General features: G+C 63.0%; 17 protein-coding genes and 1 tRNA gene. 8 read left to right on the top strand and 10 right to left on the bottom strand.

The annotated features are described in order from the left end of the window. Positions 1-357: 357 nt before the first annotated feature. On the top strand, positions 358-1,932 hold the full coding sequence (locus tag ABWP92_RS00205; RefSeq protein ID WP_353233317.1) for a pyruvate formate lyase family protein: 1,575 nt from the start codon (positions 358-360) through the stop codon (positions 1,930-1,932). 294 nt (positions 1,933-2,226) lie between these two features. Here ABWP92_RS00205 and ABWP92_RS00210 read toward each other — a convergent pair whose 3' ends face one another. Beyond that, positions 2,227-3,126 carry an HTH-type transcriptional regulator ArgP gene (locus ABWP92_RS00210; protein ID WP_353233318.1) on the bottom strand — a complete coding sequence of 300 codons (900 nt, stop codon included), beginning with the start codon at positions 3,124-3,126 and terminating at the stop codon, positions 2,227-2,229. 69 nt (positions 3,127-3,195) lie between these two features. Between ABWP92_RS00210 and ABWP92_RS00215 the strand changes: the two genes are divergently transcribed. Beyond that, positions 3,196-3,837 (top strand): LysE/ArgO family amino acid transporter, encoded by a 642-nt coding sequence (locus ABWP92_RS00215; protein WP_353233319.1) that lies wholly within the window; start codon positions 3,196-3,198, stop codon positions 3,835-3,837. Between the two features lie 66 nt (positions 3,838-3,903). On the opposite strand, the gene ABWP92_RS00220 is transcribed toward ABWP92_RS00215, so the two are convergent. The 5 genes from ABWP92_RS00220 to mfd form a co-directional block, all read right to left on the bottom strand. Continuing rightward, complete coding sequence (locus tag ABWP92_RS00220; protein WP_353233320.1) at positions 3,904-4,689, bottom strand: MetQ/NlpA family ABC transporter substrate-binding protein; 786 nt, start codon at positions 4,687-4,689, stop codon at positions 3,904-3,906. Positions 4,690-4,993: 304 nt separating this feature from the next. Further along, a complete protein-coding gene (gene serB / locus ABWP92_RS00225; RefSeq protein ID WP_353233321.1) occupies positions 4,994-5,707 on the bottom strand; it encodes a phosphoserine phosphatase SerB in 714 nt (237 codons plus the stop codon). Positions 5,708-5,847: 140 nt separating this feature from the next. After that, positions 5,848-5,982 (bottom strand): DUF3149 domain-containing protein, encoded by a 135-nt coding sequence (locus tag ABWP92_RS00230; protein WP_353233322.1) that lies wholly within the window; start codon positions 5,980-5,982, stop codon positions 5,848-5,850. A gap of 136 nt (positions 5,983-6,118) precedes the next feature. Beyond that, positions 6,119-6,805, bottom strand: coding sequence for a hypothetical protein (locus ABWP92_RS00235; RefSeq protein WP_353233323.1), 687 nt, complete (start codon positions 6,803-6,805; stop codon positions 6,119-6,121). 17 nt (positions 6,806-6,822) lie between these two features. Further along, on the bottom strand, positions 6,823-10,293 hold the full coding sequence (gene mfd / locus ABWP92_RS00240; protein WP_353233324.1) for a transcription-repair coupling factor: 3,471 nt from the start codon (positions 10,291-10,293) through the stop codon (positions 6,823-6,825). Between the two features lie 189 nt (positions 10,294-10,482). Here mfd and ispD point away from each other — a divergent pair, with 189 nt between their 5' ends. Continuing rightward, on the top strand, positions 10,483-11,223 hold the full coding sequence (gene ispD / locus ABWP92_RS00245) for a 2-C-methyl-D-erythritol 4-phosphate cytidylyltransferase (protein ID WP_353233325.1): 741 nt from the start codon (positions 10,483-10,485) through the stop codon (positions 11,221-11,223). Positions 11,224-11,239: 16 nt separating this feature from the next. Continuing rightward, a complete protein-coding gene (ispF, locus tag ABWP92_RS00250) occupies positions 11,240-11,743 on the top strand; it encodes a 2-C-methyl-D-erythritol 2,4-cyclodiphosphate synthase (RefSeq protein ID WP_353233326.1) in 504 nt (167 codons plus the stop codon). A gap of 54 nt (positions 11,744-11,797) precedes the next feature. Here ispF and ABWP92_RS00255 read toward each other — a convergent pair whose 3' ends face one another. Both ABWP92_RS00255 and ompR read right to left on the bottom strand, forming a co-directional pair. Further along, positions 11,798-13,333 carry a sensor histidine kinase family protein gene (locus ABWP92_RS00255; protein ID WP_353233327.1) on the bottom strand — a complete coding sequence of 512 codons (1,536 nt, stop codon included), beginning with the start codon at positions 13,331-13,333 and terminating at the stop codon, positions 11,798-11,800. A gap of 210 nt (positions 13,334-13,543) precedes the next feature. Next, the gene (gene ompR, locus ABWP92_RS00260; protein ID WP_353233328.1) at positions 13,544-14,275 is read right to left on the bottom strand and encodes an osmolarity response regulator transcription factor OmpR; all 732 of its coding nucleotides are present in this window, start codon (positions 14,273-14,275) and stop codon (positions 13,544-13,546) included. A gap of 216 nt (positions 14,276-14,491) precedes the next feature. Here ompR and ABWP92_RS00265 point away from each other — a divergent pair, with 216 nt between their 5' ends. After that, positions 14,492-15,205 carry an SIMPL domain-containing protein gene (locus ABWP92_RS00265; protein WP_353233329.1) on the top strand — a complete coding sequence of 238 codons (714 nt, stop codon included), beginning with the start codon at positions 14,492-14,494 and terminating at the stop codon, positions 15,203-15,205. Between the two features lie 340 nt (positions 15,206-15,545). Here ABWP92_RS00265 and ABWP92_RS00270 read toward each other — a convergent pair whose 3' ends face one another. Continuing rightward, positions 15,546-16,328, bottom strand: a complete 783-nt coding sequence (locus ABWP92_RS00270) for a 3-hydroxybutyrate dehydrogenase (protein ID WP_353233330.1) — start codon at positions 16,326-16,328, stop codon at positions 15,546-15,548. Positions 16,329-16,392: 64 nt separating this feature from the next. Here ABWP92_RS00270 and ABWP92_RS00275 point away from each other — a divergent pair, with 64 nt between their 5' ends. The 3 genes from ABWP92_RS00275 to ABWP92_RS00285 all read left to right on the top strand — a co-directional run bounded on the left by ABWP92_RS00275 (position 16,393) and on the right by ABWP92_RS00285 (position 19,843). Continuing rightward, positions 16,393-17,316 carry an alpha/beta fold hydrolase gene (locus tag ABWP92_RS00275; RefSeq protein WP_353233331.1) on the top strand — a complete coding sequence of 308 codons (924 nt, stop codon included), beginning with the start codon at positions 16,393-16,395 and terminating at the stop codon, positions 17,314-17,316. A gap of 40 nt (positions 17,317-17,356) precedes the next feature. Then, on the top strand, positions 17,357-19,618 hold the full coding sequence (locus tag ABWP92_RS00280) for a RelA/SpoT family protein (protein WP_353233332.1): 2,262 nt from the start codon (positions 17,357-17,359) through the stop codon (positions 19,616-19,618). A gap of 148 nt (positions 19,619-19,766) precedes the next feature. Next, positions 19,767-19,843: transfer RNA gene (locus ABWP92_RS00285), tRNA-Val, on the top strand. Between the two features lie 76 nt (positions 19,844-19,919). On the opposite strand, the gene ABWP92_RS00290 is transcribed toward ABWP92_RS00285, so the two are convergent. Further along, positions 19,920-21,032: a tyrosine-type recombinase/integrase gene (locus tag ABWP92_RS00290; protein WP_353233333.1), complete on the bottom strand. Its 1,113-nt coding sequence runs from the start codon at positions 21,030-21,032 to the stop codon at positions 19,920-19,922. Positions 21,033-21,039: the final 7 nt, after the last annotated feature.

The raw sequence follows: 21,039 nt of genomic DNA on the forward strand, positions 1-21,039 counted from the left end.
CCCGCTGGTCATGGCAATGTATTCTGGATCGGAAGGCTTGCGTTTACGGCGTCTTCATGTTCATTCAAATTCAATCAATTAATCGTAAATATATTCATATTTTAATAATTACATTTATCTTTTAAATTTATTATGAATGTTAATCAGTGTTAATGCGACTTTTTGATTGATTTATGTTGTGAGATTATATGGGTTGGGCGAATAACCTCTTCAAACTTTGATTTTATTCCCATCCATCATTCCCAAAACGAGATCTCGATGCTAACGGCTGCACACTGTCCAACCCATACCGAACCATGGCGGCTTTTCAGATCGGGAACCTGGAAGAACAGAAGTGATGTCAATCAGTTTGTTGGGTTGAACTACAGCCCCTATACGGGCGATGCGGTCTTTCTGGCACCCTCCGGAGAGAGGAGCCGGAAAATCTGGAAAATGCTCTCGGTTGTGCGAGAGCGCGTTGCCGAGGTTCCACGAACCAACCCCCTCCATCTCTTGCGAGAGGCATTGGCATCCGTCGGCGGCACATTACCCACGGGGTTGAATGAGTCCGGCTATTTCGTGCGCCCTGCGCCGGGCGTTCACCAGGACAGGCTGTTCTCGCTGGAGATCAGGTCCGCCTTTGATGCGGGGGTGTTCGTCAGTGCGCGGGACGGCCACTCCATCCCGCGCCAGGTGCTGGGCGATTACCGGCGCGTGGCGCTCTACGGCACTGAATTTCTCCGTGCAGAACGTCTTCGTCAGATCAAGGCCCTGGATGCGCTCGAGTTCACCGATGAGGTCATCCGGCAGCGCGACAGACTGCACTCGCAGTTGGATGCGTTGAGGGACTTTACCCGCATGGGCGCGCGCCAGGGGCTGGATTTCAGCCGGCCTGCGTCAAACGCGCGCGAGGCCGTCGAATGGATATTGCATGCCCACCTTGCCGCCGTAGCTGAGCAGGGCGGCGCGGCAGTGCAGTTGGGGTCTCTTTGCGCATTCCTGGATATCTACATTCAAAGAGACATGGAAGGCGGCGTGCTTACGGAAGGAGAGGCGCAGGAGCTTGTAGAGCGTTTGCTGGCGCGGGTCCGCGTGGTGCGCTTGATCGCCGCGCAACCCGATGCGGGCGTCCAGCCTTTGCATCTCGATGACGCCGAGAGCATGGGCGATGCGGTTCTGCAAGAAGAAGCGCGCTCACGCACACGGGTGACCCGTACGAGCTTCAGGCTGCTCCACGCCCTGTATCAGCTCGGGCCGGTGCCGGAACTGGCGCCGATGGTTCGGGATGGTGACGTACTGCCGCAGGGATTCAGGATATTCTGCGAATCTGCGGCAAAGCACCGATGTTCCGTTGGGAGGGCGCCCGGCGGCGGATGTCCGGACCTTGCTGTATCCCATGGCGGCGCCCACATCAACCTGAACAAGGCGCTGCTGTTGTCCGTCAATGGCGGCGTGGACGAGATCAGCGGCTATCTGGTGATCAGGAATCGCGAGGCGTTCACTGGCGACGTGCCAGTCTATGAAGACGTCATGGCGCGTCTCGATGGCGTGCTGGACGCATTGGCATCACGCTGGGTGAGCGCAGTGAACGCAGCGCACTTCATGTATGCCAGGCATGAGAGGGAGCGCACTTCGCTGTCGCTCGTGGATCCCGATCCAAAGTACGTGCTCACCTATGGGTTGACAGGCCTGCAGCGCGTGGCGCAGCTATTGGCCGCCATGCAGCAGTCGGCAGTGCATGTGGACCGTGACGACGATGGTCTGGTGACCGATTTCCGCGTGGAGCCGCAAGCCAGCGGCTTGGCGGATGTGGACGGCGTCTGCGAGCGGATCGGTGAACGGCTGCGTGAGTCGGTTGCGCGCAAGCTGCGGGAGCAGCGGCATTTCCCCGGAAACATGCGGCTCGTGGAGACGCGGACCATGGCTGAACCAATGGCAGCCATGGCTGATTGAGGGAGCAAGCCTTCGGTTTCCGCAGGCGCGCTCCGGCAAGGCATACAACAAGAGGGTGGTGAGACTCCAACGGCCCCGCAGCATGTTCACGAGACGGCTGCGCAATGCGAGGACATCGGCATTCAACGGTCGGTCAAGCGAACAAGAAAGCGCTGGGCAGTGTTGGGAAGCAGAAAGAAAAGGCTCATGCGCCGAAAGGTGCGGACAGCCTTGGTAGAGGGAAGCGGGGCCGTTGCTTTTTTCGGGGGCCCCGCTTCATTTTTTCGTGCGCTTCAATGACGCTTCAATAGCGCCTCATACCGCCTCCAGCCATCGCTTGGCGGCCGCCATCACGCATTGCGTCAGCCGTTCCAGAGACGCCTGGGCCGAGCGTGGGTGCGCCCAATACATCGGAACGTCCAGCGGCTTGCGGTGCTGCAATTCAACGAGTGTGCCCTGCGCGAGCTGCTGCTCGATCAAAACGGTGGGGTGCATTCCCCAGCCCATGCCGGCTTCGCAGGCGCGCACGTAGCCCTGGTTGGACGGAATGAAGTGCCGCGGTGGCGCCGCGCGCGGCGTGGCGAGATCGTATCGGTGCATCCACTGCTCCTGCAGCCTGTCGTTGCGGTCGTAGGTCATGATCGGCGCGAGCGCCAGGGATTCTGGCGTCACGCCGTCCACGAAGTACTGTTCGGTGAAACGCGGGCTCGCGGCTGCGACATAGCGCATCGTGCCCAGGGGCCAGGTATTGCAGCCCGTGATCTGGGTGCCGGTGGCGGTGACCGCGCCGATCACCTCGCCCTCCCTGAGCCGCTGCGCGGTGTGGTCCTGATCGTCGATGCGCAGGTCCAGAAGCTCGTTACCGCCGGCGGTGAATTCGGCCATGGCGTCCATGAACCAGGTGGACAGCGAATCGGCGTTCACGGCGAGCTTGAGCGTGGGAACGGGGCTGCCGATCAGAAGCTCCGGATTGCTGCGGCGAAGCTCGTTTTCCAGCAGTGCGACCTGCTCCGTGTGCAGGCACAGCCGTTTGCCTGCGTCGGTTCCGGTACAGGGCGAGCCGCGCAGGATGAGCACCTGTCCGACGCGTTCCTCCAGTTGCTTCACACGCTGTGAAACGGCTGACGAGGTGACGTGCAGCTTGCGCGCGGCGCGCTCGAAGCTGCCTTCGCGCACGACAGCGGCCAGGGCTTCCAGTCCAGCGTAGTCCAGCATTTAGCAATCCTTAATATGATTAAGACGTTTTAAGTTTACTTAAATATTGGAGGGGCTGAAAATCAGCCCATGTTCCATACCGCCGCATCCTCATCCTGGCTCGCAGGCTTTACCGTCTGCCTGTCCCTCATCGTGTCCATCGGCGCGCAGAACCTGTACGTTCTGCGGCAGGCGGTGCAGGGACGGCACGTACGCGCCTGCGTGGCATGGTGCGTGCTGAGCGATGTGGTGCTGGTGTCGGCCGGGGTGCTGGGCATGGCCAGGCTCCTGGGGCGCTCGCCTGCGCTGGCGCACTATCTGACGTTGGGCGGGGCGCTTTTCCTGTTCGCCTATGGGTTGTTTTCGTGGCATCGCGCATTGTTCGCGGATGACCGGAAAATGGAAACATCGGGCGCAAAGGCAGAGCGCAGCCTGTTGACCGTCTTGAGCGCGCTGGCGGTGATCACGCTTGCCAATCCGCATGTGTACCTCGACACGGTGGTGCTGATCGGCTCCATCGGCGCCCAGCAGGAGGGCCTGGCCAGATGGTTCTTCGTGGTCGGATCGGCCAGCGCCAGCCTCACGTGGTTCCTGGTGCTGGCGTTTGCGGGCCGCAGGCTTCAAAGCGTGTTCGCCGACCCAAGGGCATGGCGTGTGCTGGATGCAGTCACGGGCGTGATGATGTTCGTGCTGGCCTGGTGGGTCTATCAAGGAACAGGAATGGGAGACTGAAAGCAGAAAGCGCCGTTCGATGACGGCGCTTTCTGCGTTGGGGCCGATGGCCGCATCACACGGAAATCAGAACGCGGGAACCACGGCGCCCTTGTACTTTTCCTCGATGAACTTCTTCACCTCGGCGGAGTGCAGCGCCTTCATCAGCTTGGCGATGATGGGATCGTTCGCACGGTCCGCGCGCGCCGCGACGATGTTGGTGTAGGGCGAATCGGCGCCTTCGATGAACAGCGCATCCTTGGTGGGGTTGAGCTTGGCTTCGATCGCATAGTTGGTGTTGATCAGGGCGACATCCACGTCGGCAAGCGCGCGCGGCAGCAAGGGGGCTTCGAGTTCCTTGAACTTCAGCTTCTTGGGGTTCTTCACCACGTCGAGCGGCGTGGGCGTGAGGCTGGCAGGGTCCTTCAGCCCGATGAGGCCTTGCTTGGCCAGCAGGAGCAGCGCGCGGCCGCCGTTGGATGGGTCGTTCGGAATCGCAATGGTTGCGCCGTCCTTCAGATCCTTGATGTTCTTGATCTTGCTGGAATAGGCGCCGAAGGGCTCCACATGCACCTTGCCGTTGGGGACTTCGACCAGGGAGCTCTTGCGGTCCTTGTTGTAGCTGTCCAGGTAGGGCTTGTGCTGGAAGAAGTTGGCGTCGAGCTGCTTGTCTTCGACCGCGGCGTTGGGCTGAACGTAGTCGCTGAATTCCTTGATCTGCAGGTCCACGCCTTCGGCCTTGAGCTGGGGCTTCACGAAGTTAAGGATTTCAGCGTGCGGCACCGCCGTCGCCCCGACCTTGAGAACGTCGGCCGCATGGGCGCCCAGGGCAAACGCGGCCAGGGCGAAGGCAGTGAGAGATTTCTTCAACATGTCTAAATGATCCTCAAAAGAAGTTCTTAGAGCTGCTAACACGACCCAGCAAACCGAAGGTTTGCGATCGAGACGAGGCGCGAAGCCGCAGGCAGTACAAGCGTACGACAAGGCGAAGCAACGACGTATCGAGGGTTGGGTTAGCGGCTCTTATTGATCGCGCCCGGAATCCGGGGCCGCTGCAGGCCCGGCGGGCGGTCGATGGCAGAACGCGAGTGTAAATCGTCCCGCTGTCCTTTGCATCTCTTTTATTTTCATATCCATATAAGAAGTGGATGTTTTATAACAATCCATCTTCGGCCGTTCAGCGAAGCACCTCCAGCAGCCGATCAAGCCCACCCTGGTTGATTGCCACCTTGGCCTGCGCGCGCACGGCGGGCTTGGCGTGAAAGGCGACCGACAGGCCGGCTTCGCCCATCATCGGCAGGTCGTTGGCGCCATCGCCGACGGCGATGGTTTCAGCAGGGTCTATGCCCAGGAGCGATGCCATCTCGAGCAGCGTGCGGCGCTTTTCCGCTCCGTCGCAGATGTCGCCCCAGGCCTGATCGACCATGCGGCCGGTCAACACGCCGTTGTCGATCTCGAGCACGTTCGAGCGCGCGAAGTCGATGCCGAGATGTGATTTCACACGGTCCGAGAAATAAGTGAAGCCGCCCGAGACCAGCAGCGTCCGGAGCCCGGCCGCCCTGGCGGCGGCGATCAGCTCCTTCGCTCCTGGGTTGAACTGCAGGCGCTCGCGGAAAACGCGGTCCAGGTCGTCCGTGGTCACACCTTTGAGCAGGGCCACGCGCTGGCGCAGGCTTTCCTTGTAGTCGGCAATGACGCCCTGCATGGCGGCCTCGGTGATGGCGGCCACTTCGGCCTTGCGCCCCACGGCGTCGGCGATTTCGTCAACGCATTCGATATTGATCAGCGTGGAGTCCATGTCGAACGCGATCAGCTTGTAGTCCGCGAGCCTGAGCGGGGCCGTGATGCCGCGCAGGACGAGGCCGGGGGCAAATTCTGTGGCTTGGGGCATGTCTTTGTACCGGTGCGCAATGCAGATATTGGAAAGCCGTAATGGTAAGTGCGAATGCCGGGCCCGGACGAAAAGCACGAGGGGCGGCCCGGTGGTGGCCGCCCCTCGAAGATCAATGGATGGGATAAGTCGCGGATGGCTTACCTGGACGAGCCTTCCGGCGGCTTGCGAGTGAAGAGCCAGGCAAAGAACCCGGCCATGCAGAGCATGAAACCGATGCCGATGATGGACATGAGCCCGTAGTCGGTGGAAAACAAATCGCTTAGTGCCTTCATACGGATTTCCTTTTACAGGTGGATCGGATGAAAGACTATGATTCCAGAAGGGGAATTACATGTTGCGCTGCATCAATCCACGGCAGGCTCTGCGAGGAGAGGGTGCGTCGGGCCTGCCGCAGGCTGCGCGGCGCGGTCAGCGCGATGGATTGTCTGACGGAGGCTTGGGCAGGTACAGCAGATCCGACCATGTCGCCAGCCATTCGGGCTTGAAGGCGACGAATATGGCGGTCAGCATGCCGGTGAGCAGCCCATCGCTCCAGGCCATGAGCCAGCGGGCCACCATGGACAGGCCCTCGTCGATCTGCGCGGCGATGGCGTGGCCGGTGACCTGGGCCAGTGCGCCCGAGATGAACATGCACGCCACCGTGCCGAGAAAGGCTCTGCCCAGCACGTAGACAAACATGCGCGTGCCGGTGAGTCGGCGGATGGCCGCGCCCAGCAGCAGCGCCAGTGTCGCCGGCACCACGCCAAGCCAGGTGATGGCGCTCATGGCGGCTTCCCACCGCATGGCCGGGGAGAGCAGCGCGGCTGCCAGTCCGATCAGCCAGAACGAGGGGATGGCCAGCGGCCAGCCCAAGGTAAGTACCAGCAGGCAGGCTCCCGAGAGCTGCAGCGGCAAGGGCATGTGGACCAGCGTGGGCAGCGCCCAGAACCAGGGCAGGAGCACCAGGCCCGCCAGCAGCGGCGTGATCAGCGGCGAGATCTTGCGCTGCGGCCCCTGCGCGGTGCGCCGTGTCGTGGAGGCCAGCATGCGCCAGGGCCTGAGCCACAGCGCAACGGCCAATGCGATCAGGCTGATGGCGGTTTCCAATTCGAACATGATGCCGCCACTCTATCTCAGGCCACGGCGGCCGTGGTCGGTTTTCCGAGGCTGCGCAGGATGTCGCGCACCAGATGCGCGCGATCCTTGGGGTCGGGCAATTCCCGCTCGATGCGCAGCTTGTCGTTGCCGGCCAGCTTGACGTGCTTGTTCTTCTGGACGAGCTGAATGATGTTCATCGGATCGACCGGCGGCTGCGGCTTGAAGGTGATGTTGATGATGCCCGGCGCGGCATCCACCTTGATGACGCCATAAGGCTGGCTCATCACGCGCAGGCGGTGCACGTCGATCAGCGTCTGCGTCTGCGCGGGCAGTTTGCCAAAGCGGTCCACGATCTCTTCGAGCAGCGCATCGATTTGGTCCGTCGTCTTGGCGGTCGCCAGTTTCTTGTAGAACGACAGGCGCAGGTGCACGTCGCCGCAATAGTCGTCGGGCAGCAAGGCGGGCGAATGCAGGTTGATGTCGGTGGTGACGGACAGCGGCGACAGCAGGTCGGGCTCCTTGCCCGCCTTGAGCGAAGCGACGGCTTCGCAGAGCATCTCGTTGTAGAGCTGAAAGCCGATCTCCATCATGTTGCCGCTCTGGTTTTCGCCCAGCACTTCGCCAGCGCCGCGGATCTCCAGGTCGTGCATCGCAAGATAGAAACCCGAGCCGAGTTCCTCCATCTGCTGGATGGCGTCCAGGCGCTGCGCGGCCTGCTTGGTGAGCCCGTCGATCTCCGGCACCATCAGGTAGGCATAGGCCTGGTGGTGCGAGCGGCCCACGCGCCCACGCAACTGGTGCAACTGCGCGAGGCCGAACTTGTCGGCACGGCTGATGAGGATGGTGTTGGCGGTCGGCACGTCGATGCCGGTCTCGATGATGGTCGAGCACAGCAGGATGTTGTAGCGCTGGGCCACGAAGTCGCGCATCACGCGTTCGAGCTCGCGCTCGGGCATCTGGCCGTGGGCCACGGCGATGCGGGCCTCGGGCAGGATTTCCTCCAGCTTTTGCTTGCGGTTCTCTATGGTCTCGACCTCGTTGTGCAGGAAGTAGATCTGACCGCCGCGCTTGAGCTCGCGCAGCACGGCTTCGCGAATCACGCCCGTGCCCTCGTTGCGCACAAAGGTCTTGATGGCCAGGCGCCGCTGCGGGGCTGTGGCGATCACCGACAGATCGCGCAGCCCCTCCAGCGCCATGCCCATGGTGCGCGGAATCGGCGTGGCGGTGAGGGTCAGCACATCCACCTCGGCGCGCATGGCCTTCATCGCCTCCTTGTGGCGCACGCCGAAGCGGTGCTCCTCATCGATGATGAGCAGCCCGAGATTCTTGAAGCGGGTGGATTCCGAGAGCAGCTTGTGCGTGCCGACCACGATGTCGATCGTGCCTTCTGCGATACCCTTGACGGCCGCGGTGATCTCCTTGCCGGAGCGAAAGCGCGAGACTTCCGCCACCTTGATGGGCCACTTGGAAAAGCGGTCCACCAGGGTCTGGAAATGCTGCTCCGCCAGCAGCGTGGTGGGCGCCAGAAGCGCCACCTGCTTGCCGCCCATGGCCGCGACGAAGGCGGCCCGCAACGCCACCTCGGTCTTGCCGAAACCCACGTCGCCGCAGACCAGCCGGTCCATGGGACGGGGACTGATCATGTCCTGGATGACGGCGTGGATGGCGGCCTTCTGGTCGGCTGTTTCCTCGAATCCGAAATCATTGGCGAACTGCTCGTAATCCTGCGCATTGAAGCGGAATGCATAACCCTGGCGCGCCGCGCGGCGTGCGTAGATGTTGAGCAGCTCCGCGGCGGAGTCGCGGACCTGTTCGGCGGCCTTGCGCTTGGCCTTTTCCCACTGTCCGCTGCCCAGCTTGTGCAGCGGCGCCTCGTCGGAGGAAACACCGGTGTAGCGGCTGATCAGGTGCAACTGGCTGACGGGCACGTAGAGCGCGGCCTTGTCGGCATATTCCAGGTGCAGGAATTCCTGCATCGCGGGGCTGCCGTCCGGGTTCTTCTGGCCGATGTCCATGTTGATCAGTCCGAGATAGCGGCCGATGCCGTGCGCGCTGTGCACCACCGGGTCGCCCACCTTGAGCTCGGAGAGATCCTTGATCAGCGCATCGACGTCGCTGACCTGCTCCTGCTTGCGGCGCCTGCGCGAAGTCGACGTACCGGCGAACAGCTCGGTCTCGGTGACGAAATCGATGCCGCCCTCGACCCAGTTGAAGCCGTTGAACAGGTTGGCCGTGGCGATACCGACCTTTTCATCGGCGGCGTCCTGGAACTCCTGCAGCGAGTCGAAAGCCGGTGGGTCGAGCCTCGAGGCGCGCAGGAAATCCAGCAGGCTTTCCCGGCGGCCATCGCTTTCGGCAAGCAGCAGAACGCGATGCCGCGTGGACAGTATGTGCGCATGCAGCTTGGCCAGCGGGTCCTCCGCGCCGCGGATGACGCCGAGATCGTCGAGCTTCTGGAAGTGCGCATTGTCCGCGACGTCCTCGACACCCGGGCGCAGCGCGAGCTGGGCATGTTCCCTGGCGCAGGTATAGAACTGCTCGGCGTTCAGGAACAATGCCTCGGGCGGCAGCACGGGGCGTTCCGGATCGCCCTGCACCAGCCGGAAGCGCTCCCTGGTGTCCTGCCAGAAACGGTGAAACGAGGCCTCCAGATCGCCATGCAGCACGACGGTCGAATCGCCTCCCAGATAGTCGAACACCGTGGCGGTTTCGTCGAAGAACAGGGGCAGGTAATACTCGATGCCGGCGGTGGCGACGCCGTTGCCCATGTCCTTGTAGATACGGCTCTTGGTGGGGTCGCCCTCGAGCATCTCGCGCCAGCGGTGGCGGAACTTGGCGCGCGCCTCGTCGTCCATCGGGAACTCGCGCCCCGGCAGCAGGCGCACTTCCGGCACCGGGTACAGGCTGCGCTGCGTGTCGGGGTCGAAGGTGCGTATCGAATCGATCTCGTCGTCGAACAGATCGACGCGATACGGAACGTGCGAGCCCATCGGAAACAGGTCGATCAGCCCTCCGCGCACCGCGTATTCGCCATGGCTGACGACCTGTGACACGTGCGAATAGCCCGCCAGCGTGAGCTGCGCGCGCAGCCGGGATTCGTCGAGCTTCTGGCCGGTCTTGAAGTGAAAGGTGTAGCCAGCCAGGAACGCCGGCGGCGCAACGCGATACAGCGCCGTGGTGGCCGGCACCAGCACCACATCGGCTTCGCCCTGGGAGATGCTCCAGAGCGTGGCAAGGCGCTCGCTGATCAGGTCCTGGTGCGGGGAGAAGGTGTCGTAGGGCAGTGTTTCCCAGTCGGGAAAGAGCGAGCAGCGCAAGGCCGGAGCGAAGAACGCCATCTCGTCGATGAGCCGCCGGGCGTCCGACGCATCCGCCGTGACGATGGCGACGATGCGTTTGCCGGCTTTCTCGCGCTCGGCCAGTTTCGCGAGCAGCAGCGCATCTGCCGAACCGGCGGGGCGGGGCATGGCAAAGCGTTTTCCGGGCGTGAGTTTGGGCAAATCCATGGTGGCAGATCGATCTTGCGCGCCAGCGCGATAAACAGGGAGAAACGACAAAACCCCGCGGCGCGTGCGGCGGGGAACCCTATATTTTACGGATGCCATGCGCCACGCGTGCGCGTGGTGTCTTCTGGGCGCGGCGGTACGTTCGCCACGCGCGGCGGCGTCGGTAGAGCTTCTACAATCGCCGCCAACATGCAAGAAATACAAATCCGGGCGGATGCCGCAGGCGTGCGCTGCCATGCGCTGCTGCCGAGCGCGGGCGTGGGCGCGCGAGCCGGCACGGCGCAGCCCAAGCAATATCAGCCGCTGGCCGGCAGATTGTTGGTCGAGCACACGCTGGCGGCCTTTGCGGGCGTGGCGCGCATCGCGAGCGTGAACGTGGTGGTGGCCGCTGGCGACGAGACCCTGCGCCGGCCCGGCGCGTACTGGAACGTGATTGAAAAGGGCGGAGCGACGCGGGCGGACTCCGTGTTCAACGGCCTCACGCATCTGCTGGACGTTGGGGATGTGCGGCCCGGCGACTGGATTCTGGTGCATGACGCGGCGCGCTGCCTGGTGTCGCCCGCGCAGATCGACGCACTCATCGACGCGTGCCTGCAGGACGCGGTGGGCGGTCTGCTTGCGCTGCCGCTGCCGGACACGCTGAAGCTGTCGGTCGACGGCCGCGCGACGCAGACCATTGCGCGCGGCGACAAATGGCTGGCGCAGACACCGCAGATGTTTCGCGCCGGCGCTCTGCATGAGGCGCTTGCAAGACACGCGCAAAGCGGCTTCGCCGGAATCACGGATGAAGCCAGCGCCATCGAGGCGCAGGGGCTGAAGCCCTTGCTCGTTCCCGGCAGCGCGCAGAATTTCAAAGTGACCTATCCCGAGGATTTCGCGCTGGCGGAAGCGGTTCTTCTGCAGCGCGGGCAATCCGGCTCCGCATCCTGAATCCCGTAGAAAAGATATGGCGACAACCGACTCCAGATTTCCCCCGTTTCGCATCGGCGAAGGCTGGGATGTTCACGCGCTCGTGCCGGGCCGCCAGCTGATCATCGGCGGCGTGCAAGTGCCGCATGTGGCGGGCCTGCTCGGACATTCCGATGCCGACGTGCTGCTGCATGCGATCACCGATGCGCTGCTTGGCGCGGCCGCGCTGGGCGATATCGGCAGGCATTTCCCCGATCACGATCCACAGTTCAAGGGCGCGAATTCGATGGCGCTCCTGGCCGAGGCCGCAAGGCGGGTTCGCGACGCAGGGTATGAGATCGGGAATGTGGACAGCACCGTGATCGCCCAGGCTCCGCGGCTCGCCCCGCACATCGCATCGATGTGCGAGTGCATAGCGCAGACCTTGGGTTTGAGCGCCGGGCAGGTCAACGTGAAGGCCAAGACGGCGGAGCGGATGGGGCCCGTGGGGCAGGGGCTGGCCATCGAGGCGCGGGCTGCCGCGCTGCTGTTCAGGGCCTGACCCGGCTGCCGGTGCGGCTGGCGGGGACCTTCTTTCTTCCAGCCAGCCTGAGCCTCAGTCCTTGCGCAGCGGCGCGGCCTGCGAATCGCTGCGGGCTTCCTCTCCAGGCCGGGGCGGCAGGTGCCTTTTGACCTGGGGGCGCTGCAGCCGCTGCTTGTGATCCGCGCCGTCAGGCAACTCGGCCACGCGTTGCAGCTGGATGTGCGCAACCAGCCCGCCCGAGGCCGCGTTGGCCAGTGCGAAGATTCCGCCCATGCGCTGCACGGTCTTGTCCACGATGGCCAGTCCCAGGCCCGCGCCAGCCGCAGCGGTGCGCGCGGAGTCGCTACGGAAAAATGGCTTGGTCAGATTGGCGAGCTGCTCGGGCGGCACGCCCTTGCCATGGTCGCGTAGCTTGATCAGCACCCATTTGTCCCAGGGCTTGGCGCTGATATCCACGTTCGTCACGCCAGTCTCCTTGTTCTTGCCATAGCGGCGTGCGTTTTCCAGCAGGTTGGAGATCACGCGGGCCAGCTCGATTTCATCGACCAGGACGTTCAGGTTGTCCGGAACCGACATGCTGATCTGCAGCTCCCTGTGGTCCTGCACCGCATACACGCAGGATGAGACCACGCCGTAGAGATTGACCGGCGTGAGGGTCACCGCGTCGGGCCGTGCATAGTCGAGGAATTTGTCGATCGTGGCGTCGAGCTGCACGATGTCGGCCACCATGTGCTCGCGGGCGACATCGTCGCTCACGCTCATCTCGGTTTCCAGGCGTAGCCGGGCAAGCGGAGTGCGCAGGTCGTGCGAAATTCCAGCGAGCATCACGGCGCGGTCCTGTTCGAGTTTGGCCAGTTTTTGCGCCATGCGGTTGAAGCCGATGTTCACCTCGCGGATTTCGCTGGTCACGGCCTCCTCGTCGAGCTGGCTGGCGGCGAAGTCGCCATCCTTGACCCTGTTGGCGGCATACGAGAGCTGCTTGAGCGGCCGGTTGATCAGCCGCGCTATCACGGCGGCGCCCGCGAGCGACAGCGCGCCCGCCGTGATCAGCCAGATCAGCCAGGTCTTGCCGCTGGCGGCTGACAGGCGCGAGCGGTCCATGAGCAGCCAGTTGGGGTCGCCGTTGATGGTGAAACCGACCCAGAGCCCCGCCTCGTTGTTGACGCTGCTCGCCAGGATGGTGCCGGGGCCCAGCCGGCGGGTGAGCTCTTCGGTCAGCCGCGCTCCCAGCGCCGACTGGGGGAGATGCTCGAATTTGTCGCCGGGCTCGCGTGGCAGGATGCGCACGCCCTCCTGGTCGGCCATGGTCTTGATCAGCGAGACGCGTGCGATGGCGTCGGCATGCACGAGCGCCGCACGGCTCAGGTTGACCAGCGAGGCGATCTGCTGCGCGGTTTGCAGCGTACGGGGCTCCAGCTCCAGCGCGCGCAGCGTCTGCAGCCACGTGAGAATGCTCCCCACCAGCAGCAGGGCCAGCAGGAAGAAGGTGCGCCAGAAAAGATTCAGGCCCACCCTTGGGCGCGGAGGCGCGGGGCGCTTGCTGGGCGCCTCCAGCGGCGCGGGGCTAGTGGCGTCGGGATAGACGCGCTCTTGGCGATTGGCACTCATTGAAGGCCGCAATCTCTAGGGGTTGAACGCGCAGGGTGCCGGCACGGAAAGGCCGCGGCGCCCTGATTCGCGCCTGTCGTGCAGGGATATCCTCATGCGCTGCATGCAGGGGCTGCGAAAGCCGTGCCATGAGCGGATCGCTCTGTCCGGGCACGGTGATGAAACCGGCGCGGCCGGGTTGCGGCCCCGGGCATCGGCTTGCCAGGCGGCTCAGCTCGTCCCGTCCGGAACGAACACATAGCCCACTCCCCAGACGGTCTGGATGTACCGGGGCGCTGCGGCGTCCACCTCCACCAGTTTGCGCAGGCGCGAGATCTGCACGTCCAGGCTGCGGTCGAATGGCTCGAATTCGCGGCCACGCGCCAGCAGCGCCAGCTTTTCACGCGACAGCGGTTGGCGCGGATGACGCACCAGCGCCTTCAGCATGGCGAATTCGCCCGTGGTGAGCGGCAGTTCTTCTCCATTCTTCTGTAGGGCGCGCGTGCCCAGGTCGAAGGTGAAGGGACCGAAGGTCACGACTTCATTGTCGCCCGAGGGTGCGCCAGGCGCTTCCTGCGGAGGGCGGCGGCGCAGCACGGCGTGAATGCGCGCCAGCAGTTCGCGTGGGTTGAAAGGCTTGCCGAGGTAGTCGTCCGCGCCGACTTCCAGTCCGACGATGCGATCGACATCCTCGCCCTTGGCGGTGAGCATGATGATGGGTGTGCGGTCGTTGGCCGCGCGCAGGCGGCGGCAAATGGACAGGCCGTCTTCCCCGGGCATCATCAGGTCGAGCACGATCAGGTCCACTGTCTCCCGAAGCAGGATGCGGTTGAGAGCCTTGCCATCTTCGGCAACCATCACCTCGAACCCTTCCTGAGTAAGATAACGGCGCAGCAGGTCGCGGATGCGGGCGTCGTCATCAACCACGAGAACTTTGTCGGTACGATTGGTTGTTGTGACCATAACTTTCCTCAGTCCAATTTGTAACAGAGCCGATTCTGACTACCTTGCGCCGGGAATGTTTGATTTTTTCCTCGGTTCTGACCCAATGTTACAAATATTGCTTGAAAACGCCTACCGCGTCGCAGCCCTTTACACAAGAGACACTCCATTTGTTCATACGGAGGTTTGAATACGGTTTGTCATGTATTGCGTACCCATTGATTCGTGAAAGGTGATATGCCAAAGCTGACTGTAAAAACCATGGCGGCGACCGCCGCATTGCTGTGCGCCGGATCGGTTCTTGCTCAAAACGGGAGTGCAACCGCTGGCGCTGCGCAGAACGTGCTGCAACTCTCTGCAAAGGGCTCGGTGGAGGTGCAGCAGGATCTTCTCGTGGTGCGCCTTTCCACCACCAAGGAGGCGGCGGATGCGGCTTCCGTGCAGGCGCAGCTCAAGCAGGCGCTGGATGCCGCGCTCACCCAGGCCAAGCGCAATGCCCAGCCCGGGCAGATGGACGTGCGCTCCGGCGACTTCTCGCTTTTCCCGCGCCATAACCGCGACGGAAAGATCTCGGGCTGGCAGGGGCGGGCCGATCTCATCGTCGAGGGCCGTGACTTCGCGCGCATCGGCTCGGCGGTGGGGGAACTGCAGAGCATGAGCGTCGGGTCGATGCAGTTCGATCTGTCGCAGGAAGCGCGCAGCCGCGTCGAGGGCGAGGCGCAGGCCAAGGCGATCGAGGCGTTCAAGACCCGGGCCCTGGAGATCGCCAGGAGTTTCGGGTTCTCTGGCTACACCCTGCGCGAGGTTGCGGTGAATGACCAGAATTCCTTTGCGATGCCGCGCATGGCCAACGCGGGCGTCTCCATGATGAAGTCGGACGCGCCCCTGCCGGTGGAAGCGGGCAAGACGCGCGTCGAAGTCGTCGTGTCCGGAACGGTTCAAATGCGGTGACCGGCCGCAGCCGAAGAGCCGCCATGTTGCCGTGCACGGTTGTTTTTCTGCGCGGAAGCGTCACAATGGCGTGGCGAGTATCGGATGCGGGCTCCTATGAATGAATAGATAGGCCGTCATCCGATAGCAGTCCCCGGCCGCCATTGAGGTGGCACGGGGACTTCCTGTTTTCAGGGCGCGGAGGATTCTTCGGGAGAGCCGCCGCGCCGGCCCTGTTTAGAGCCGTTAACACAACCCTCGATACGTCGTTGCTTCGCCTTGTCGTACGCTTGTACTGCCTGCGGCTTCGCGCCTCGTCTCGATCGCAAACCTTCGGTTTGCTGGGTCGTGTTAGCAGCTCTTATTGCGCAGCCCAGCCGCCGTCCATGTTCCAGGCGACGCCGCAGATATTGCTGCCCGCGGGCGAGCAGAAGAACACCGCCAGCTCGCCCAGCTCCTCGGGCGTGGTGAAGCGCAGCGATGGCTCTTTCTCGCTCAGCAGCTGCTTTTGGGCCTCGGCCACCGAAATGCCTTGCTCCGCTGCCTTGGCATCGATCTGTTTTTGCACCAGCGGCGTGAGCACCCAGCCCGGACAGATGGCGTTGCAGGTCACGCCGATGGCGGCGTTTTCCAGCGCGGTCACCTTGGTCAGCCCGACGATGCCGTGCTTGGCCGCGACATAGGCCGCCTTCTGCGCGGACCCGACGAGGCCGTGCACCGATGCGATGTTGATGATGCGGCCCCACTTGGCCGCCTGCATGGCCGGCAGCGCCAGGCGCGTGGTGTGGAACGCGCTCGACAGGTTGATGGCGATGATCGAATCCCATTTCTCGACCGGGAAGTCCTGCACCGGCGCCACGTGCTGGATACCGGCGTTGTTCACCAGGATGTCGACATGGCCGAACTGCCCGCCAGCGTACTTCATCATGTCCTCGATTTCCGCGGGGCGGCTCATGTCCGCGCCGTGGTAGGCCACCTTGACGTTGTGGGCCTTGCCTGCTTCGAGCACCGCGGCGCGCGAACCGTCGACATCCCCGAAGCCGTTGAGCACGATGTTCGCGCCCTGGCGGGCCAGGGCCTTGGCGATGCCCAGTCCAATGCCGCTGGTGGAACCGGTGACGAGCGCCGTCTTGTCATTGAGCATAAAAGTCTCTCCAAATCAATTACGATGCAAACATTATCGAGGGCAAGAGACAAAGCTGATTCCCATGATTGAACCTACGCTGAATTACGTACCTTGTCCCGGCCTGCCGGCCACCAGCCCCATGGATGCCGCAGGACACCGCATGGCCTATTGGGAATGGAACGATACGGGAAATCCCCAGCATCCGCACGTGCTCATGTGCGTGCATGGTCTTTCACGCCAGGGTCGTGATTTCGATGTATTCGCGCGGCGCATGAGTCGCCATGCGCGCGTGGTCTGCCCCGATGTCGTGGGGCGTGGTCAGAGCGACTGGCTGGCCGATCCCAGGGGCTATCAGATTCCCGCTTACGTGGGCGACATGCTGGCGCTCATCGAGCAACTGCATGCACGGGCGCCGATCACGCAGCTCGACTGGGTGGGCACCAGCATGGGCGGCATCATCGGCATGGTGGTCGCGGGCCAGAAGGAACTGCCGTTGCCCGTGCCGGTGCATTCCCTGGTGCTCAATGACGTGGGGCCCTCGGTGCAATGGGATGCGCTGCGGCGCATCGGCTCCTATCTTGGCAGGCCGCTGCGATTCGATTCGATACAGGCGGCGGCCGATGAACTTCGCCGGATCTCGCAGGGTTTCGGCCCGCATTCCAGTGAAGAATGGCTTGAGCTCTCCCGGCCCATGGTGAGCCGCGCGGCGCATGAACGCTGGCGCCTGCATTACGACCCGGGCATCGCGGCGCCCATGCGCAAGATGACAGAAGAGGCGGCCGAGGGCGGCGAGCGCTATCTGTGGAAGCTCTATGAACAGATCACCGCGCGCGTGCTGCTGCTGCGCGGCGCGCAATCCGACCTGCTGTCCAGACAGACGGCGCAGCGCATGACGCAGACAGGCCCGCGCGCGCAACTCAGGGAGTTTGAATTTGTCGGACACGCCCCCACATTGGTGGCACCGGAGCAGGGCAGTGTGGTCGAGCGGTTCCTGTGCGGTGACTAGCAACGAATAGCGGCAAACAGCGGAACTGATCGGAGAGTCCATGAAAACCAGTGCAATCGGCACGTCCCTCAATGAAGGCGGAGGAGCAGTGCCGGGCTCTGCCGCATCCTCCGCGGATGCCATTCCGCAACTGATTTCGGCCACCTCCGAGGTTGCGCCAGAACATGTGGGATCGCTTGAGAAGGTACGGGCTTTCGCGATCCCATTGCTCACGGGCGAAGTGCTGGAGACCGGCGAGAACACGCTCGCCCATGCCGACGCGGTGGCATCCATCCTCAAGCACATCGGCAGCTCGGAGACGCTTCAGGCCGCGGTGTACCTGGTCTATGCATCGACCCATCTGAACAAGCCGGAAGAGGTCATCACCAAGGCTTTCGGTGAGAACTTCGCCGATCTGGCCTGCGAAACCACCAAGCTCATGCGCGTGCAGGAACAGGCGCGCGCCGCCCAGGTCGCGGGCCATCAGGTGGATGACGTCGCCACGCAGACGGAGAACGTGCGCAAGATGCTGCTGGCGTTCTCCAAGGATCTGCGGGTGGTGCTGCTGCGGCTTGCCTCGCGCCTTCAGACGCTGCGCTTTTACGCCGCCACGAAGCGGCCCGTGTCGCCCGGGATGGCGCGCGAGGCGCTGCAGGTCTTCGCGCCGCTGGCCAACCGCCTGGGAATCTGGCAGATCAAGTGGGAGCTGGAAGACCTGTCGTTCCGCTTTTTGGAGCCGGACACCTACAAGGAAATCGCCCGCCTGCTCGACGAAAAACGCGCGGAGCGCGAGCTCTACATGGAGCAGTTGCGGGGACGGCTCGAATCCGAGTTGCGCGCGCGAAGCATCAGCGCGACGGTCAAGGGCCGGCCCAAGCACATCTACAGCATCGTCAAGAAGATGCGCGGCAAGTCGCTCAACTTCGACCAGGTATTCGACATCCGCGCGCTGCGTGTCATCGTGCCGAGCGTGAAGGATTGCTACGCCGCGCTGTCCTGGGTGCATTCGCACTTCCAGCCGATAGAGGCGGAGTTCGACGACTACATCGCGCGCCCCAAGCCCAACGGCTATCAGTCCCTGCACACCGTGGTGCGCGACGAGGCGGGCAAGGCCATCGAAATCCAGATCCGCACACAAGCCATGGATGACCATGCGGAAAGCGGCGTGGCTGCGCACTGGGCGTACAAGGAGGCAGGCACCAAGGGCTATGCGGGCGTGTCCGCGAGCAGCGAATACGACGCGAAGATCGCGGTGCTGCGCCAATTGCTCGCATGGGAGCGCGACATGACCGGCGCGGTCAGCCGCAGCGGCCTGTTCGATGACCGCATCTATGTGCTGACCCCGGACGCCGCGGTGATCGAACTTCCGCGCGGAGCGACCCCGGTGGACTTCGCCTACGCCGTGCACACCAACGTCGGGCATCGCTGCCGAGGCGCCAAGGTGGACGGCAACATGGTGACGTTGAACACGCCGCTTGAAAACGGCCAGACCGTCGAGATCACCACGGTGAAGGAAGGCCGTCCCTCCCGCGACTGGCTCAACCCGGAGCTTGGCTACCTCACAAGCAACCGTGCACGCGCAAAGGTGCGTGCCTGGTTCAATGCGCAGGCCACGCACGAGACGATTGCCAAGGGCAGGGAAGCGGTAGAAAAACTCCTGCAGCGTGAAGGCAAGACATCGATGAAGCACGATGATCTGGCCGCGCAACTGGGCCTGAAATCGGCGGACGCATTGTTCGAGGTGGTCGGCAAGGACGAACTCTCGCTGCGCTCCATCGAAATGCTGCTCAGGCCGGCTCCGGCCCCCGCCGAGCTCACAGAGGAAGACCTCAACCGCACCCGCCGCAGCCGCGCAAGCGACGCAGGCTCGAAGGGCGGCGTGCTGGTGGTCGGCATCGATTCGCTCATGACGCAACTGGCCAAATGCTGCAAGCCCGCGCCGCCAGACGAAATCCGCGGCTTCGTCACCCGGGGCAAAGGCGTGAGCGTGCACCGCTCCGACTGCAGCAATTTCAGGGAAATGGCCGCGCGCAACGCGGAACGCGTCATCGAAGTCGAATGGGGCGCTCCCAAGCCGCAAAAGGAAAGCGCGGTCTATCCAGTGGACGTTGCCGTGGAAGCGCACGATCGCCAGGGCCTGCTACGAGACATCTCGGAAGTCTTCGCGCGGGAAAAGACCAACGTCATCGGAGTCCAGACCCAATCGGTCAAGGGAACGGCCTGGATGACCTTCACCGTTGAAGTCTCTGACTCGGGCCGTTTGAACAAGGTGCTCGGCCAGGTTGCCTGCGTGCATGGCGTACGCTCGGCAAGAAGGCGCTGAAAATATGTCATAATCAAAGGCTTGGAAGAAGCAAGGCGTTGCAGCACGCTTTTCCAGTGGCAGGAATTTCGGGAAGATTGAAAAAATCTCGAAATTCGGAAAATGGGAAATTTTTGCTGCTACAATTCCAGCTTCTCGAACAGACAACAGGCGCGTAGCTCAGCTGGTTAGAGCACCACCTTGACATGGTGGGGGTCGTTGGTTCGAGTCCAATCGCGCCTACCAACTAACCATTGGTAAAAGCCTTCTAGATCAACGGTCTGGAAGGCTTTCTTATTTCCGGCTTCATCGTCCGGGAGATTTATGGGAGATTTCCGGCCTTCTTCCGGCTGTTTTCATTCCCGAGCATCGCCTCCACTTTCGCTTTCTCCCGCCCTCGATCAGCACCGTCGATCCACTTCGCGTAGACCGTGAAGAACATCTTGGCGTTCTTGTGGCCCATTTGCCGGGCAATATAGGCAGGGTTCGCTCCGGCCGCCAGCGAGTTCGTGGCGTAGGTGTGTCGGGTCTGATAGGCCCGGCGGTGGCGAATCCCCAATTTTCGCAATGTCGGAGTCCAGAAGTGGTCCCGCTGACTGCGTTCGTCGTGAAGCGGTCTGTTCGTCTCCACGTTCTGGAAGATCTCGGCTTCCATGCCGCCCATCATCGTCCAGGACTTCATGGAGTGAAGCGCGGTCAATGCCCGGCTGACCAGATCCACGTCCCGGGCGTTGTACGTTTTGAGCGGCTTCAATTCGCCGGCCGTCCGAGCCCGTTCAACGCGGATCGTCTGGTTGTTCCAATCCACATCTCCCCAACGCAGTCCGATCAGCTCCTCCGGTCGCATGCCGGTGAAGAACGCAACTTCGAAGTAGGCCCACATCCGCGGATCGCAATGCTTTTGCATGTGGGCGAGAACCTCTTCCATCTCGTCGAAGGTGAGCGGATCCGGCTGTGGCTTTTGGTGCTTGCTGTTCTCGATGCCATCCATGGGATCGTCGACCTTGAGGTCGCGCCCGGCCAAGGCGAATACGCCGCGCAGCGTGATCAGGTAGTTGTTGAGCAGCTTGGCAGACTTCCACGGTGTGCTCCCGATCTTGGCTGCCACCTTGGCGTGCGTCAGTTGCTCGATAGCCGACTCGGCGCCGAACATCTCCTTCCAGATCGTCAGCGCATTCCGGTACTGATTAAGCGTCTTGGTGGCCAGGCGCCCTCTGGTCGCGAGCCACAAGTCGCACCATTCGCCGAAAGAGTGAGCAGCCTTCGCCTTCTTCGCCTGCGGGGCATCGGGGAAGTATTCCTCCCATGTGAAGGTGCCGCGTGCAATGGCCTGATTGACCTGCTTCACCAGACGCTCGGCGTGCCGCATGTTCACCGGAGTTGGTGGGATGCCCAGGCGAACACGCTGCCATGCGCCATCAAGCGTGAAATTCACGCGGATG

This window comes from Diaphorobacter ruginosibacter (assembly GCF_040396215.1).
GTDB lineage: Bacteria > Pseudomonadota > Gammaproteobacteria > Burkholderiales > Burkholderiaceae_C > Diaphorobacter_A > Diaphorobacter_A ruginosibacter_A.